Here is a 15,134-nt window from a genome sequence, read left to right as displayed (position 1 = left end):
GGTTACGCTATCGCTTACCCGCCGTGTCGGCTCTTTCTGCCGCACATCCCCGCCGCGTGGGCGCGCCATCCCGAGCCCACTCGGCACGGTTTTCGGTCGAGCCGACTCGGCGGCTATTTCTGGGACAGTTGCGCCGACTCGGCGGTGAGGTAGCGGTCGATCGTCGGGGCGACCCAGTCGACGATCTCGTCGGGGGTCATCTCGACGATGGGCGGGAGATGGAGTACGTAGCGGCCCAGTGCGATGCCGAGGAGCTGGGTGGCGACGAGGGCTGCCCGGCGGGCGGCCTGGGCCGGGTCGGGGCACAGAGGAGCGACGGCGGCGGCGACCTGGGTGGCGAAGATGCTCCGCATCTGCTCCGCGGCCTGAGGGTCCGAGGCGGCCCGGCGGAGCAAGGCCATCATGGTGCCCTCGGAGTCCCAGGTGCGTACGAAATGGGCGGTCATCACCCGCCCTACATCGCCCTTCGTCGCCGTGCCGAGGTCCGGGAGGGCGAGATCGATCGAGGCGGCGGCGGTGAAGAGCTCCTCCTTGCTGCCGAAGTAGCGCATCACCATCGACGGGTCGATCTGCGCCTCTGAGGCGATCGCTCGGATGGTCGTGCGGTCGTATCCCTGACGCGCGAAGTGCTCGCGCGCGACGGCGAGGATGCGCTCGCGGGTCTCGGCTCCGGATCGACGGGTCTCGGTCATGCCAACGATTGTATGCCAACGCCCGTTGACGTCAACGGCGACGGCGCGCTACTTTGTCAACACCTGTTGGCCAACACTCGTTGACCGACGACCCGAAGCAAGGAGAGCATCATGTCCACCATCACCACTGATGTCCTCGTCGCCGGCGCCGGCCCCACCGGGCTGGCGGTGGCGGCCAAGCTGGCCGCGGCCGGCATCGACGTCACCGTCATCGACAACCAGGCATCCGGGGACAACACCTCCCGGGCTGCCGTCGTCCACGCCCGCACCCTGGAGGTCCTCGCCGACCTCGGCGTCTCCGAGCGCCTCACCAAGGAGGGCATCGAGGCGCCGACCTTCACCATCCGCGATCGCGACAAGGTCCTGGTGCCGATCCGCTTCGACGACCTGCCCAGCGACTTCCCCTACGCCCTCATGGTGTCCCAGGCGGTCACCGAGCGCATCCTCCTCGAGCGCCTCGCCGAGCTCGGCGGTCACGTACGCCGCCCTCTCACCCTCGTCGACCTCCGCCAGGACGACGAAGGCGTCACCGCCACCACCGAGGACGGCACCGAGATCCGGGCGCGCTACCTCGTCGGTGCCGACGGCATGCACTCCATCGTGCGCGACAAGGCCGGAATCGGCTTCCCGGGAGGCAAGTACGCCGAGTCGTTCAGCCTCGCCGACGTACGCGTCGAGGGCGACCTGCCGCACGACGAGGTCATCCTCTACTTCTCGCCCGAGGGCACCCTGGTCTGCGCGCCGCTGCCCGACGGCTCGTTCCGGTTCGTCGCCCCGGTCTCCGAGGCACCGGCCGAGCCCGACGTCGACTACGTCCAGGGTCTCCTCGACCGGCGCGGTGGCGTGAAGAGCCCGGTCAAGGTCACCGAGGTCCTGTGGGGATCGCGGTTCCGGGTTCACCACCGCGTCGCCGACGCCTACCGCGCGGGCCGGGTGCTGATCGCGGGCGACGCGGCCCACGTGCACAGCCCCGCCGGCGGCCAGGGCATGAACACCGGGCTCCAGGACGCAGTCGTGCTCGGCGATGCCCTCGTCGCCACGATCACCGACGGTGACGAGGCCGCGCTCGACGACTACGCCTCCCGCCGCCGGCCGGTCGCCGAGGAGGTCATCGCGCTCTCCGACCGGCTGACCCGGTTCGGCATCGCGCAGGGGGTCCGGCGCAGCGTACGGAACCTGGTGCTGTCCACGCTCGCGAAGCTTCCGCGCTTCCGCCGGATGCTCGCCTGGCGCCTGTCCGGGCTGGTCTACCGTGACCGGTGACGGTGCGGATGCTCACCGAGGTAACTCGGTGGACGCTCACTGCCTTCGTGGAATTCCGCGAAAGCAGTACATGCTCACCGAGGTACCTCGGTGAGCATCCGCTCGCCCGCGCCACCTACAGGCTGATGAAGCCTGCCTCGCGGAGCCCGGCGATGACCTCATCCAGGGCCTCCTCGATCGAGCGGCCGGTGGTGTCGACACGTACGTCGGCGTCGGCCGGCTCCTCGTAGGGCGAGGAGATCCCGGTGAACTCGGGGATCTCGCCACGACGGGCCTTGGCGTAGAGGCCCTTGCGGTCGCGTCGCTCGCACTCCTCGAGCGGCGTGGCGACATGGACCAGGAAGAAGGCGCCGCCGGCGTCGTCGACGTAGCCGCGTACGTCCTGACGGGTCGAGTCGAACGGCGCGATGGGGGAGCAGACGGCGAGGCCGCCGTGGCGGGAGATCTCGGCGGCCACCCAGCCGATCCGGCGGATGTTGGTCTCCCGGTCCTCCTTGGAGAAGGTCAGCCCGGCCGACAGGTTGCGGCGCACGACATCGCCGTCGAGCGAGGTGACCGTGCGCGCGCCCTGCTCGAGGATCCTGTCCATCAGGGCACGAGCGAGGGTGGACTTGCCGGAGCCGGACAGGCCGGTGAAGAAGATGACCAGGCCCTGGTCCTCGGGCGTGGGCTGGTCGAAGTCGATGACCGCGGCGATGTCGTCGGGGTAGTCGTCGGACGCGGGGGTGGCCAGCGCGTGGACCGGGTCACCACCTGCGTACGCCTCGACGACCGCCACGCCGAGCGCATGGTCGGCCTCGGGGTCGTCGTGCGCGGCCAGCGGCACCGCGACGACGGCCGCGTCGGGCAGGGCGTCGGCGGCCAGCAGGGACGCGCGCAGCAGCGCGACGGGCGAGAGCGCCGGGGTGCCGTGCCCAACCAGAGCGAGCAGCAGCACCGGCCCGAGGGTCGCGAGCTCCGCGATCTCGGCCGTGGTGAGCGCGTCGGTGACCGGGACGACCGTCCGCCCGGCGTACGCCTCCCGGGTCTGTGGCGGGGTCAGGTGGAGCCGCCGGAACGGACCGTAGGCGGGGGAGGACAGGCCGGTGACCTCGCCGGCGGGCCAGGTGACGCGTGCCAGCGGGAGGCCCTCGGGGTCGACGATCTCGACCGAGCCGTCCTCGGCCGCGGCTGCGGCGACCGCGGAGGGCAGGGAGAGGGTCAGCGGTGACCCGGGCGTGTTCAGCGGACCCGAGAGGGCACCGGAGACGATCAGCTCGATGTCGTCGAGCTCGCGCGGCGTGGGAGAGAACTGCTGAGGCACAAGATCACCTGGTCGGGTTGAGTCGGGTTGAGATGGCGAGCGGCGCACCCCGAATCCGGAGTGCGCCGCCCGATGAGTCGATCTTCCGGCTGAACGCTAGTCGTTGATCATGCCCGCGCCGACGGTGACGCCGGTCGCCTCGTCGATGAGGATGAAGGAGCCGGTGGTGCGGTTCTTCGAGTAGGGGTCGCACAGCAGCGGCTTGGTGGTGCGCAGCTGGACGCGGCCGATCTCGTTGAGGCCGAGCTCCTTGGTCTCCAGATCACGGTGCAGCGAGTTGACGTCCAGGCGGTACTGGATGTCCTTGACCAGCGCTCGCGCCGAGTTGGAGGTGTGCTTGATGGCCAGCTTCTGCCGCGGACGCAGCGGAGCGTTGGTCATCCAGCAGATCATCGCGTCGATGTCCTGGCTCGGCTCGGGGGCGTTCTTGACCCGCGAGATCATGTCGCCGCGGCTCACGTCGACGTCGTCCTCGAGGCGCACCGTCACCGACATCGGCGGGAACGCCTCGGGGATCTCCTGGTCGAACAGGTCGATCCCGGCGATCCGGCTGGTCATCCCGGAGGGGAGCACCATGACCTCGTCGCCCGGCTTGAGCACGCCACCGGCGACCTGACCCGCGTAGCCGCGGTAGTCGTGGTGGTCGTCGGACTTCGGCCGGATGACGTACTGCACCGGAAGGCGCACGTCGACCAGGTCGCGGTCGGAGGCGACGTGGACGTGCTCGAGGTGGTGGATCAGCGTCGGGCCGGAGTACCAGTCCATGCTGGTCGAGCGGGTCACCACGTTGTCGCCCTGGAGCGCCGAGATCGGGATGACCTCGAGGTCCGGGATGTTGAGCTTGGTCGCGAACGCGGTGAACTCGGCCGAGATCTTGTTGTAGACCTCCTGGGAGTAGTCCACGAGGTCCATCTTGTTGATGCACAGGACCAGGTGGGGCACGCGCAGCAGCGAGAGCAGCACCGCGTGGCGGCGCGACTGCTCGGTCAGTCCGTGACGAGCGTCGACGAGCACCAGGCCGAGGTCGGCGGTGGAGGCACCGGTGACCATGTTGCGCGTGTACTGCACGTGGCCCGGGGTGTCGGCAATGATGAACTTGCGGTTGGGCGTCGCGAAGTAGCGGTAGGCCACGTCGATGGTGATGCCCTGCTCGCGCTCGGAGCGCAGCCCGTCGGTCAGCAGCGACAGGTCGACGTAGCCGTGACCCTTGTCCTGGGAGGTCTTCTCGACCGATTCGAGCTGGTCGGTGAAGATCGACTTCGAGTCGAACAGCAGCCGCCCGATGAGGGTGGACTTGCCGTCGTCGACCGAGCCGGCGGTGGCGAACCGCAGAAGGTCCATGGCCATCAGAAGTAACCTTCCTTCTTGCGGTCCTCCATGGCAGCCTCGGAGAACCGGTCGTCACCGCGGGTCGCGCCACGCTCGGTGACCCGGGCGGCGGCGACCTCCTCGATGATCTCCTCGATGGTCGACGCTGTGCTTTCAACGCAACCGGTAAGTGTCATGTCGCCGCAGGTGCGGTAGCGGACCGTACGCTCGGTGACGACCTCGCCCTCGCGCAGCGGGTTGAGCGGGGTCTCGGTCAGCAGCATGCCGTCGCGCTCGAAGACGCGACGCTGGTGGGCGAAGTAGACCTCCGGGATCTCGATGCCCTCGCGGCCGATGTAGTCCCAGATGTCCAGCTCGGTCCAGTTGGAGATCGGGAAGATCCGCATGTGCTCGCCCTCGTGCAGGCGGCCGTTGTAGAGCGACCAGAGCTCGGGGCGCTGCATCTTGGGGTCCCACTGGCCGAACTCGTCGCGGTGGGAGTAGACGCGCTCCTTGGCGCGGGCCTTCTCCTCGTCGCGGCGACCGCCACCGAAGGCGGCGGTGAAGCCGTTCTCCTCGATCGCGTTCAGCAGGGTGGGGGTCTGGAGCCGGTTGCGCGAGGTCTTGCCGTCGTCGACGACGATGCCGCGCGCGATGGCGTCATCGATGCTCGCGATGACCAGGCGTACGCCCAGGCGGCTGACCCAGCGGTCACGGGTCTCGGCGACCTCGGGGAAGTCGAGGCCGTTGTCGATCTGGAGCACCGGGAAGGGGATCTTGGCCGGGAAGAAGGCCTTCTCCGCAAGTCGCAGCATCACGATGCTGTCCTTGCCGCCCGAGAACATCAGGACAGGCTTCTCGAACTCTGCCGCGGCCTCGCGGAAGATGTGGATCGACTCGGCTTCCAGCTGGTCGAGCTGGCTGAGCCGGTAGTCGGCGTGTGTTGCAGTCATTACGGAACCAGAGGACCTCTCCGTCAGGTTGAGGCGCCCATGCTAGTGGCGGCTTCCACGGCACGGCGAAATGTCCCATCCCCGCGTGGGCAGGAATCCGAGTGTACGCACGCGCCGGCCCCTGTCCGGCGGCACCACTCGCACGGTGAGATGCGGCGTCGGGACGGTCAGCGTCGTGGCGCCACGACGACCCTGTCCCCGGCGAGCAGGAAAGCGATCCTGCCGACGTCATCGACCGGAGATCCCGACAGGCCGAGCCGCAGGAGCAGGTCGCGTACGCCGCCGGGGTCGAGGTCCTCGCCCGGCCGAGCACCCAGGGCCTGCCGGATCGTCTCGGCGTGGATACGCCGGCCGCCGAGCCGGTCCCAGCGCTCCGCGACGAGCGCCGCCTGCGCGCCGAAGGTGACCAGCTCGGTGCGGGTGGCGGGGATCCCGCCGGAGCGTGCCCGCCCCAGCTCCGCGATCCTCGCCGAGGCCTCCTCGGGCGTGGTCGGCCGCAGGATGTGCGTCGACGGATGCTCGTACGTCGGCCAGAACCACTTCCCCGAGGCCCGCCGCAGCGCGAACTTCCCCTGGTGGCCACCGAGCGAGAACCGGGGCCGGGCCCGCTGGTCGAGCCACGAGGTGGGCTGGTTGCGCAGCGCCGCGAGCCGGGTCGCGATCTCGGGCAGCGGTGCCTCGACGGCGTGCGGCGCCCGGCGCCAGGGCAGGTCGGGGTCGGCCGAGAGCGAGACCGCGCCCGGGAGGTCGTCGCCGTAGGAGGCGAGCAGCGTCATCGGCTCGGTGTCCGGCAGGCCTCGCTCGCGAGCCCATCTGCGGCGTACGTCGTCGCGGGTGGGGAGCAGGTTGTCCAGCCAGGCGCGGGCGGTCCCCGGGGTGGCCGGACCGGTGCGCGGGAGGGAGAGCGAGATCGGGGTCGGGCCGGCGGACTCGGCGTAGCTGAAGTCGATCCGGTCGCCGACCTGGCGGAAGGTGCCCATCCGGCGGCGGCCGGCGAAGGCGTACAGCTCTCGCATCAGGGGAGGGCCAGACAGTGGGCCAGGACGGCGTCGAGATCGACGTCCTCCAGGGGAGGGGCGATCGGGGAGAGCTGCGTCGGCGACAGGTAGACGTCGAGGACCTCCAGCAGCGCGAGCGCCTTGCCGAGCTCGGCGCGCGGATGGCCGGACTCGACGTCGACGACGAACCGCCGGCCCACCCCGGCCCGGTGGGCCAGGTCGCTCTGGGTGAGGCCGGCCCGGCGCCGGGCCGAGCGGACGGCCGACCCGAAGGCGTCCGGCGAGGTCAGGTACGGCGACGGCACAATGAACACTGTACGCGATGTTCCCGTACGGGAACATCGCCGCCAGAGTTCCTGTGACCGGTCCTCAAATCGCTGCCTACAGTGCCGAATATGAAGATCACCGTTGTCGGCGTGGGCTACGTCGGGATGTCGCTCGCCGTCCTGCTCGCCCAGAAGCACGACGTCGTCGTCCTGGACGTCTCCCAGGAGCGGGTCGACCTGGTCAACGCGGCCAGGACCCCGATCGAGGACGCCGAGATCACCAGCTTCCTGGCCACCAAGGAGCTCGGCCTGCGCGCGACCCTCGACAAGGAGGACGCCTACGCGGACGCCGCGTACGTCATCGTCGCCACCCCGACGAACTACGACGAGGCCTCGAACTACTTCGACACCTCCACCGTCGACAGCGTGATCGCCGACGCGGTGAGCTACGCGCCGGAGGCTGCGATCGTGGTGAAGTCGACGATCCCGGTCGGCTACATCGCGGCCAAGCGTGACCAGCACCCCGAGGCGACGCTCTTCTTCAGCCCCGAGTTCCTCCGCGAGGGGAAGGCGCTCCACGACAACCTGCACCCCTCCCGCATCGTCGTCGGCGACGACTCCCCGGCCGCGAAGGGCTTCGCCGAGCTGCTGCTCGAGGGCTCGCTCGAGCCGGACGTACCCGTGCTGATGACCGGTGCCACCGAGGCCGAGGCGATCAAGCTGTTCGCCAACACCTACCTCGCGCTGCGGGTCGCCTACTTCAACGAGCTGGACACCTACGCCGCGACCCACGGCCTCAACACGCCTCAGATCATCGAGGGCGTCGGCCTGGACCCCCGGATCGGCTCGCACTACAACAACCCGAGCTTCGGCTACGGCGGCTACTGCCTGCCGAAGGACACCAGGCAGCTGCAGGCCAACTACCAAGACGTCCCGCAGAACCTCATCTCGGCGATCGTCGAGGCCAACACCACGCGCAAGGACTTCGTCGCCACCGACATCCTGCGGCGTGAGCCGAAGGTGGTCGGCGTCTACCGGCTGATCATGAAGTCCGGCTCGGACAACTTCCGCGAGTCCTCGATCCAGGGCGTGATGAAGCGGATCAAGGCCAAGGGCGTCGAGGTGGTCATCTTCGAGCCCGAGCTCGACGACCCGACGTTCTTCCACTCCGAGATCATCAAGGACCTCGACGAGTTCAAGCAGCGGGCCGACGTGATCATCGCCAACCGGCGCACCGACGTGCTCGCCGATGTCGCCGACAAGGTCTACACGCGCGACATCTACGGCCGCGACTGAGGCCCTCTCGCGGAGAGATCTGCTCCCGTGGGCGACCTGCGGGTAACGGACCGGTGAACATCGGCTCTCGATGAACCACGCGTGGAAACGTACAGTTATGGTCGCGTCTTCTGCTCAGTGTCTAGGAATGAGGCAACATCATGGCTGGTGACTCCGAGACCCGCCCCTGGGGTTCGTGGCACGTCATCGACATCGGTCCGGGCTACAAGGTCAAGCGGATCGAGGTGCTGCCCAACAGCCGCCTCTCCTACCAGACCCACACCCACCGCTCCGAGCACTGGGTGGTCATCTACGGCAAGGCCACCTGCATCATCGACGGCGTGACCACGATCGCCGGTCCGGGCGAGTCCGTCGACGTCGCCGTCGGCCAGGCCCACCGGATCTGCAACGAGACCGACGAGCCGCTCTCGATCATCGAGGTCCAGCGCGGTGGCTACACCGGCGAGGACGACATCGTCCGGCTCGAGGACGACTTCGGTCGGGCCGAGCAGAAGATCACGGCAGAGGCCTGAGCCGCGAGCCTCAGGCCAGCAGCCCGAGCAGATATTTCCCGTAGCCGCTCTTCAGCAGCGGCTGGGCGAGCTCGGAGAGCTCCTCGTCGGAGAGCCAGCCCTGGCGCCAGGCGACCTCTTCGGGCGCACCGATCTTGGTGCCCTGGCGGTGTTCGATGGCGCGGATGAAGTTGGCGGCCTCGTTGAGGTCCTCGAGGGTGCCGGTGTCGAGCCAGGCGGTGCCGCGGGGCAGCACCTCGACCGAGAGGGTGCCGGCCTCGAGGTAGATCCGGTTGAGGTCGGTGATCTCCAGCTCGCCGCGCGCGGACGGCTTGAGGTTGCGGGCGTGCCCGATGACCGAGCTGTCGTAGAAGTAGAGGCCGGGGACGGCGTACGGGCTCTTCGGCTTCTCCGGCTTCTCCTCGAGCGAGACCGCCTTGAAGGACTCGTCGAACTCGACGACGCCGTAGGCGCGCGGGTCGGCGACGCGGTAGCCGAAGACGGCGCCGCCGGTGATCGTCTTGAAGCGGGCCAGCTGGGTGCCGAGGCCGGGGCCGTAGAAGATGTTGTCGCCCAGGACGAGGCCGACACCGTCCTCGGACTCGTCGAGGAAGCCGACGTCTGCACCGATCGTGAACGCCTGGGCGAGGCCGTCGGGGGAGGGCTGCTCGGCATAGCTGATGTTGACGCCGAGATGGCTGCCGTCGCCGAGGAGCCGGTGGAAGCCGGAGGCCTCATGAGGCGTCGTGATCACCAGGATGTCGCGGATGCCGGCCAGCATCAGCGTGGTCAGCGGGTAGTAGATCATCGGCTTGTCGTAGATCGGCATCAGCTGCTTGCTGATCGCGAGAGTGATCGGGTGCAGACGTGAGCCGGTGCCCCCGGCCAGGATGATCCCCTTCATGGTCAGTTGATCCTACGGATGTTCACCCCACGTTCTAGGGAACCCACCGGGGCGAGGCGACCACCGGGGGATTAATTCTGCCTACGATGAACCGGTGAGACGGATTCTTGTGACGGGCGGGGCCGGGTTCATCGGCTCCAACTTCGTGCACCACCTCGTGGCCAACACCGATGCGTACGTGACGGTGCTCGACAAGCTGACCTATGCCTCCTCGGAGGCATCGCTGGTGGGGCTCCCGGAGGACCGGGTGAAGCTCGTGGTCGGCGACATCGCGGACGCCGCGGTCGTCGAGCCGCTGGTGGCGGAGTCGGACGCCGTGGTGCACTACGCGGCCGAGTCGCACAACGACAACTCTCTCTCGGACCCGGCGCCGTTCGTCCAGACCAACATCGTCGGCACCTTCGTGCTGCTCGAGGCGGTCCGGAAGCACGACGTACGTTTTCACCACGTCTCCACCGACGAGGTCTACGGCGACCTCGACCTGGACGACCCCAAGCGCTTCACCGAGGACACCCCCTACCAGCCGTCCTCGCCCTACTCGGCCACCAAGGCCGGCTCCGATCACCTCGTCCGGGCCTGGGTGCGCTCCTTCGGCGTGCGCGCGACGATCTCCAACTGCTCCAACAACTACGGTCCCTGGCAGCACGTCGAGAAGTTCATCCCGCGCCAGATCACCGAGGTGATCGAGGGGCGCCGGCCGCGCGTCTACGGTGATGGGCTCAACGTCCGCGACTGGATCCACACCGACGACCACTCCTCGGCGGTCTGGACGATCCTGGAGAAGGGCCGGATCGGGGAGACCTACCTGATCGGTGCCGACGGCGAGAAGTCCAACGTCGACGTCGTTCGCGCGATCCTGCGCCACTTCGGCAAGCCCGAGGACGACATCGAGTGGGTCACCGACCGTGCCGGCCACGACCGTCGCTACGCCATCGAGTCCGGCAAGCTGCGCAGCGAGCTCGGCTGGGAGCCGAAGTACCAGGACTTCGACAAGGGCCTGGCCGCGACGATCGCCTGGTACCAGGAGAACGAAGCCTGGTGGTCACCGCTGAAGCACGAGACCGAAGCCAAGTACGCCGCGAAGGGGCAGTGATCTCGGTGGCTGAGCTGCGCGTCGAGGAGACGCCGATCCCGGGGCTGCTGGTAGCCCACCTGCCCGTGCACGGCGATGCCCGCGGCTGGTTCAAGGAGAACTGGCAGCGGGAGAAGATGGTGGGGCTGGGGCTCCCCGACTTCGGGCCGGTGCAGAACAACATGTCCTTCAACGCCTCCCGTGGCGCGACCCGAGGCATCCACGCCGAGCCGTGGGACAAGTTCGTCTCCGTCGCCGCCGGCCGAGTCTTCGCGGCCTGGGTGGATCTGCGCGAAGGGGCCTCGTTCGGCGCGACCTTCTCCGTCGAGATCGGCCCGGAGACCGCGGTCTTCGTGCCGCGCGGAGTGGGCAACTCCTACCAGGCGCTGGAGGACCGCACCGTCTACTCCTACCTGGTCAACGACCACTGGCGCCCCGGGTTCGCCTACCCGGCGCTTCACCTGGGTGACGAGACGTCTGCGATCCCGTGGCCGATCCCGCTGGAGTCCGCAGAGATCTCCGCGAAGGACCTCGCCAACCCGCGCCTGGCCGAGGTCGCCCCGATGAAGCCGAAGAAGACGCTCATCATCGGATCCAACGGCCAGCTCGGCCGGGCGCTCGTGTCGGTCTTCCCCGACGCGGACGCGGTCGACCTCGACGAACTCGACATCTCCGACGAGAAGGCGGTCGCGGCCTGGCCGTGGTCCGACTACCAGATCGTCCTCAACGCCGCCGCCTACACCGCGGTCGACGTCGCCGAGACCGCCGACGGCCGGCGCACCGCCTGGGCCGCCAACGCGACCGCCCCGGCTCTGCTCGCCCGGGTCGCGGCCGAGCACAGGCTGACCCTGGTGCACTACTCCACCGAGTACGTCTTCGACGGCACCGCCACCGAGCACACCGAGGACGAGCCGGTCTCGCCCCTCGGCGTCTACGCCCAGTCCAAGGCCGCCGGTGACATCGCGGTCGCGGGCACGGCTCGGCACTACATCCTGCGCACCTCCTGGGTCGTCGGTGACGGCAAGAACTTCGTACGCACCATGGCGGCTCTCGCCGAGAAGGGCGTCTCGCCCACCGTGGTCGACGACCAGATCGGCCGGCTCACCTTCACCGACACGCTCGCCGCGGCCACCGCTCACCTGCTGCGGTCCGGGGCTGCGTACGGGGTCTACAACTGCACCAACGCGGGGGAGCCGTGCTCGTGGCGGGACGTCGCCGCCGAGGTGTTCTCGCTGTCGGGGCGTGACCGGGCCGACGTGGGTGCCACCTCGACCGAGGCCTACTTCGCGGGCAAGGAGGGCGTCGCGCCGCGACCGCTCAACTCGGTGATGTCCCTCGACAAGCTGGCCGCCACCGGGTTCGAGCCCGAGGACCACCTCGACGCCCTGCGCCGCTACCTGAAGGCCTGAGAAGCGGCCGAGTCGGCTCGTCCTGACCAAGATCTCCGCCGAGTCGGCTCGTTATGACGAGCCGACTCGGCGAAATAGGTCGTCAGTCTTGCGCTGAGTCGGCGGGCTGCTTCTCGGAGCGCTCGGGGATACGCCAGGCGGCGGCGTTGTTGTCGAACGCGTCCAGGCCCCGCGACTGGCGGATGAAGCCCCATGCGAGCGGGCCGAGGAGCAGCATCGCGCCGCCGAGGAGCAGCAGGAAGGTGGCGTCGGCGCCGAGCATCTTGGCGCCCGAGAGCGTCAGCATGATGACGATGCCGCGCCGGATGACCGACTGGGAGACCCAGCGGGCCATCCGGGAGCCGAGGAAGGTGCCGGGGGTGCCACCGAGGATGAGCGGGATCAGCACCGCCCATTCGACGCCGTGGTTGAGCACCTGGCCGATCGCGGCGGCCAGCACGAGCGGCACCGCCTGGAGCAGGTCGGTGCCGACCAGCTTGACCGCGGAGAGGGTCGGGTAGACCAGCAGCAGCGCGATCATGATGACCGAGCCGGAGCCGACCGACGTGATGCCGACCAGGAGGCCGCCGAGCGCGCCGATGACGATGGTGAGGAGCGGCTTCAGGCGGGGGTCTTCGTCGGGAGCCTCGTTGCCGGCGGCGACCTGTCGCAGCTGCAGGTACATCCGGAACATGTAGGAGGCTGCGGCGAAGAGCAGCGCACCGCCGAGGATCAGCTTGAGGAAGTGGTCGGTGTCGCCGGGCGCCAGCTTGTGGACGAAGGTGCCCAGGAAGGCGCACGGCACCGAGCCGATGATCAGGTAGGCCGCCAGCCGGATGTTGGGCGAGCCGTGGCGCCAGTGCACCGCGGCGCCGACCGACTTGTTGACCGAGGCGGCGACGAGGTCGTTGGCGACCGCGGTCGTCGGCGGCACCCCGAGGAAGATCAGGGCCGGTGTCATCAGTGCGCCACCGCCCATGCCGGTCAGCCCGACGACGATGCCGATGCCGAAGCTGACCACGAGCACGCTGAACGCGTCTTGGGTGAGGAGGTCGGCGAACACGGGGCAACTCTCACATAGTGTCGCCCCCATGCCAGCACCCGTGCCGTTCGCCGAGATCATCCGCTCCGACTTCGTCGAGGGACACCATTACGGGTCCGCCGTCTCCCTGGCGGCCGACGGCACCGTGGCCTGGTCGCTCGGCGACGTCGAGTCGCCGATCCTGCCGCGCTCCTCGAACAAGCCGGTCCAGGCCCTCGCGATGGTGATCCTCGGCCTCGACCTGTCGCCCGACCTGCTCGCCCTCGCCTGCGCCTCTCACTCGGGCGAGGCGTTCCACCAGGAAGGCGTACGCCGCATCCTCGCCACCGTCGGCCTCGACGAGTCCGCGCTCGGCAACATCAAGGACTATCCGTTCGGGGTCGAGGCGCGGGAGGAGGCGCTCCGTCGCGGCGAGCCGAAGACCCGGCTGGCGATGAACTGCTCCGGAAAGCACGCCGCGATGCTCGCCACCTGCGTCGCGGCCGGCTGGCCGCTGGAGGGCTATCTGGACCCGAAGCACCCGCTCCAGGAGGGGATCTCCGAGGTGCTCGAGGCGTGCACCGGCGAGACCGCGTACGCCACCGTCGACGGCTGCGGGGCACCTGCCCTGTCCGCGTCGCTGACCGGGCTGGCACGGGCGTTCTCGACGATCGGCTCGGCGGTCGACGGTCCGGCCGCGCGGGTCGCCGAGGCGATCCGGTCCCACCCCGAGTACGTCTCGGGCACGACGCGCGACGAGGTCGCGCTGCACCGGGCCGTACCGGGCCTGATCGGCAAGCTGGGCGCCGAGGCGGTCTACGCCGTCGCGCTTCCGGACGGCCGTGCGTGGGCGCTGAAGGCCGACGACGGCGGTGACCGGGCGCGAGCGGCGGTGATGGCCGCCGCGCTCCTGCGGGACGGGGTCGGTGACCTCGACGGGGTCGACGCCGACGCCTTGCGGGCGACCGGGGACGCGCCGATCCTCGGCGGCGGGGTCCGGGTGGGCGAGGTCCGTGCGCTCCTGTGAGTTGCTAGCGGTCGGCTAGCGAGGGTGCGATCCAGGTTTCACGCATGTTTCCGCCGGTTGACGAAGCAACTAGTGGGTGATGTGTGTCACTTCGGTTGCTCAGGACTTGTGATTGCTAGCAATTGTTAGCACACTGGAGTCATGGTCAAGAGCAAGGTCACGAGTGCGGTAGGCACGCTCGGCGAGTATCTGAAGGAACAGAGGATCTCGGCTGAGATGTCTCTGCGTCAGCTCGCCGACCAGGCAGGTGTGTCCAACCCCTACCTCAGCCAGATCGAGCGCGGTCTGCGCAAGCCATCGGCTGAGGTCCTCCAGCAGATCGCCAAGGCGCTGCGGATCTCGGCGGAGCAGGTCTACGTCCGTGCCGGGATCCTCAGCCCCGACTCCAACGTCGGGGGGTCCGTGGAGCTCGCGGTGCTCGCCGACCCGAACCTGACCGAGCGGCAGAAGCACTCGCTGCTCGACGTCTATCACTCGTTCCTTGCTCTCAACAGTCGTGTCACCGACGATGCGCCGGCCGCCGATGAAACCGCTGAACCCCATCACGAGGAGAACCCAGATGCCCACGCTGCCCAAGATTGAGACCACCAAGCCCCTCAACGCCGTCGCCGGCGTCGCCGACCTCGCCTACGAGACCGTCAAGAGCTACGCCACCGACCTGCAGAAGAAGGTCGACGACTACCGCTCCGAGGCGACCACCAAGCTGACCGACGCCCGCTCCAAGGCGACCGAGAAGGCCACCGCCTACCGCACCCAGGCGACCGAGAAGGCGACCGCTGCCAAGACCACGGTGACCGGCTTCGACCCGAAGACCCTCCCGGCCCTGGCCAAGGAGCAGTACGCCGTCCTGCCCGAGAAGCTGAAGACCACCGTCAAGGCCAAGCTCGACGAGACCACCGACTCCGCCACCGGCACCTACGACAAGCTCGCCACCCGCGGTGAGACCTTCGTCGCGAAGTTCAAGAAGGCCGAGACCGATGAGGCCCCGGTCGAGGCTCCCAAGACCGAGGCCCCTAAGGCTGAGGCTCCCAAGGCCGAGGCCGCTCCGGCCGAGAAGCCGGCCCCCGCCAAGAAGGCTCCCGCCAAGAAGACGGCCGCCAAGAAGGCCTGATCCTGGCCCAGCACGTCCGACGGCTCACCGAGGTAACTCGG

16 protein-coding genes are annotated in these 15,134 nt (G+C 69.0%); 8 read left to right on the top strand and 8 right to left on the bottom strand.

Going from position 1 to position 15,134, the window contains the following annotated elements; all coding sequences use genetic code 11:
* Positions 1-113 precede the first annotated feature (113 nt).
* Entirely contained in the window at positions 114-692 is a 579-nt protein-coding gene (locus ACFU7D_RS23780; RefSeq protein WP_378871931.1) for a TetR family transcriptional regulator, read from the bottom strand.
* Between the two features lie 111 nt (positions 693-803).
* Between ACFU7D_RS23780 and ACFU7D_RS23775 the strand changes: the two genes are divergently transcribed.
* Positions 804-1,955, top strand: coding sequence for an FAD-dependent oxidoreductase (locus tag ACFU7D_RS23775; protein WP_378871929.1), 1,152 nt, complete (start codon positions 804-806; stop codon positions 1,953-1,955).
* A 115-nt stretch (positions 1,956-2,070) separates the two neighbouring features.
* Here the strand turns inward: ACFU7D_RS23775 and cysC are convergent, their stop codons facing one another.
* The 5 genes from cysC to ACFU7D_RS23750 form a co-directional block, all read right to left on the bottom strand.
* Positions 2,071-3,258 (bottom strand): adenylyl-sulfate kinase, encoded by a 1,188-nt coding sequence (gene cysC / locus ACFU7D_RS23770; protein WP_378871927.1) that lies wholly within the window; start codon positions 3,256-3,258, stop codon positions 2,071-2,073.
* A gap of 96 nt (positions 3,259-3,354) precedes the next feature.
* A complete protein-coding gene (locus ACFU7D_RS23765; RefSeq protein ID WP_378728892.1) occupies positions 3,355-4,605 on the bottom strand; it encodes a sulfate adenylyltransferase subunit 1 in 1,251 nt (416 codons plus the stop codon).
* Positions 4,605-5,519 carry a sulfate adenylyltransferase subunit CysD gene (gene cysD, locus ACFU7D_RS23760; RefSeq protein ID WP_378728894.1) on the bottom strand — a complete coding sequence of 305 codons (915 nt, stop codon included), beginning with the start codon at positions 5,517-5,519 and terminating at the stop codon, positions 4,605-4,607. The genes ACFU7D_RS23765 and cysD overlap by 1 nt, the downstream gene beginning before the upstream one ends.
* A gap of 167 nt (positions 5,520-5,686) precedes the next feature.
* A complete protein-coding gene (locus tag ACFU7D_RS23755) occupies positions 5,687-6,535 on the bottom strand; it encodes a HipA N-terminal domain-containing protein (protein ID WP_378871925.1) in 849 nt (282 codons plus the stop codon).
* The gene (locus tag ACFU7D_RS23750) at positions 6,535-6,822 is read right to left on the bottom strand and encodes a helix-turn-helix transcriptional regulator (RefSeq protein WP_378728897.1); all 288 of its coding nucleotides are present in this window, start codon (positions 6,820-6,822) and stop codon (positions 6,535-6,537) included. Before ACFU7D_RS23750 ends, ACFU7D_RS23755 begins: the two co-directional genes overlap by 1 nt.
* Positions 6,823-6,912: 90 nt before the next feature.
* Here ACFU7D_RS23750 and ACFU7D_RS23745 point away from each other — a divergent pair, with 90 nt between their 5' ends.
* Together ACFU7D_RS23745 and ACFU7D_RS23740 are read left to right on the top strand one after the other, a co-directional pair.
* Positions 6,913-8,079: a nucleotide sugar dehydrogenase gene (locus tag ACFU7D_RS23745; protein ID WP_378871923.1), complete on the top strand. Its 1,167-nt coding sequence runs from the start codon at positions 6,913-6,915 to the stop codon at positions 8,077-8,079.
* Between the two features lie 140 nt (positions 8,080-8,219).
* Positions 8,220-8,591 (top strand): phosphomannose isomerase type II C-terminal cupin domain, encoded by a 372-nt coding sequence (locus tag ACFU7D_RS23740; protein ID WP_091045897.1) that lies wholly within the window; start codon positions 8,220-8,222, stop codon positions 8,589-8,591.
* 10 nt (positions 8,592-8,601) lie between these two features.
* Here the strand turns inward: ACFU7D_RS23740 and rfbA are convergent, their stop codons facing one another.
* Positions 8,602-9,474 carry a glucose-1-phosphate thymidylyltransferase RfbA gene (gene rfbA / locus ACFU7D_RS23735; protein WP_378728900.1) on the bottom strand — a complete coding sequence of 291 codons (873 nt, stop codon included), beginning with the start codon at positions 9,472-9,474 and terminating at the stop codon, positions 8,602-8,604.
* A gap of 94 nt (positions 9,475-9,568) precedes the next feature.
* On the opposite strand from rfbA, the gene rfbB reads away from it, so the two are divergent.
* A complete protein-coding gene (gene rfbB / locus ACFU7D_RS23730; protein WP_378728901.1) occupies positions 9,569-10,567 on the top strand; it encodes a dTDP-glucose 4,6-dehydratase in 999 nt (332 codons plus the stop codon).
* A gap of 5 nt (positions 10,568-10,572) precedes the next feature.
* Positions 10,573-11,955 (top strand): sugar nucleotide-binding protein, encoded by a 1,383-nt coding sequence (locus ACFU7D_RS23725; RefSeq protein ID WP_378871920.1) that lies wholly within the window; start codon positions 10,573-10,575, stop codon positions 11,953-11,955.
* Between the two features lie 82 nt (positions 11,956-12,037).
* Here ACFU7D_RS23725 and ACFU7D_RS23720 read toward each other — a convergent pair whose 3' ends face one another.
* Entirely contained in the window at positions 12,038-12,997 is a 960-nt protein-coding gene (locus ACFU7D_RS23720; protein ID WP_378871918.1) for a sulfite exporter TauE/SafE family protein, read from the bottom strand.
* Positions 12,998-13,025: 28 nt separating this feature from the next.
* Here ACFU7D_RS23720 and ACFU7D_RS23715 point away from each other — a divergent pair, with 28 nt between their 5' ends.
* The 3 genes from ACFU7D_RS23715 (at position 13,026) to ACFU7D_RS23705 (ending at position 15,093) form a co-directional block, all read left to right on the top strand.
* Complete coding sequence (locus tag ACFU7D_RS23715; protein ID WP_378871916.1) at positions 13,026-13,982, top strand: asparaginase; 957 nt, start codon at positions 13,026-13,028, stop codon at positions 13,980-13,982.
* A 141-nt stretch (positions 13,983-14,123) separates the two neighbouring features.
* Positions 14,124-14,564, top strand: a complete 441-nt coding sequence (locus ACFU7D_RS23710; RefSeq protein WP_091045907.1) for a helix-turn-helix domain-containing protein — start codon at positions 14,124-14,126, stop codon at positions 14,562-14,564.
* Complete coding sequence (locus ACFU7D_RS23705) at positions 14,542-15,093, top strand: hypothetical protein (RefSeq protein WP_378871914.1); 552 nt, start codon at positions 14,542-14,544, stop codon at positions 15,091-15,093. The genes ACFU7D_RS23710 and ACFU7D_RS23705 overlap by 23 nt, the downstream gene beginning before the upstream one ends.
* Positions 15,094-15,134 lie beyond the last annotated feature (41 nt).

The organism is Nocardioides sp. NPDC057577 (genome assembly GCF_042801335.1).
Classification (GTDB): Bacteria; Actinomycetota; Actinomycetes; order Propionibacteriales; family Nocardioidaceae; genus Nocardioides.
The sequence above is the reverse complement of the archived record's forward strand: the minus strand, read 5'-3'. Positions and strand labels throughout refer to the sequence as shown.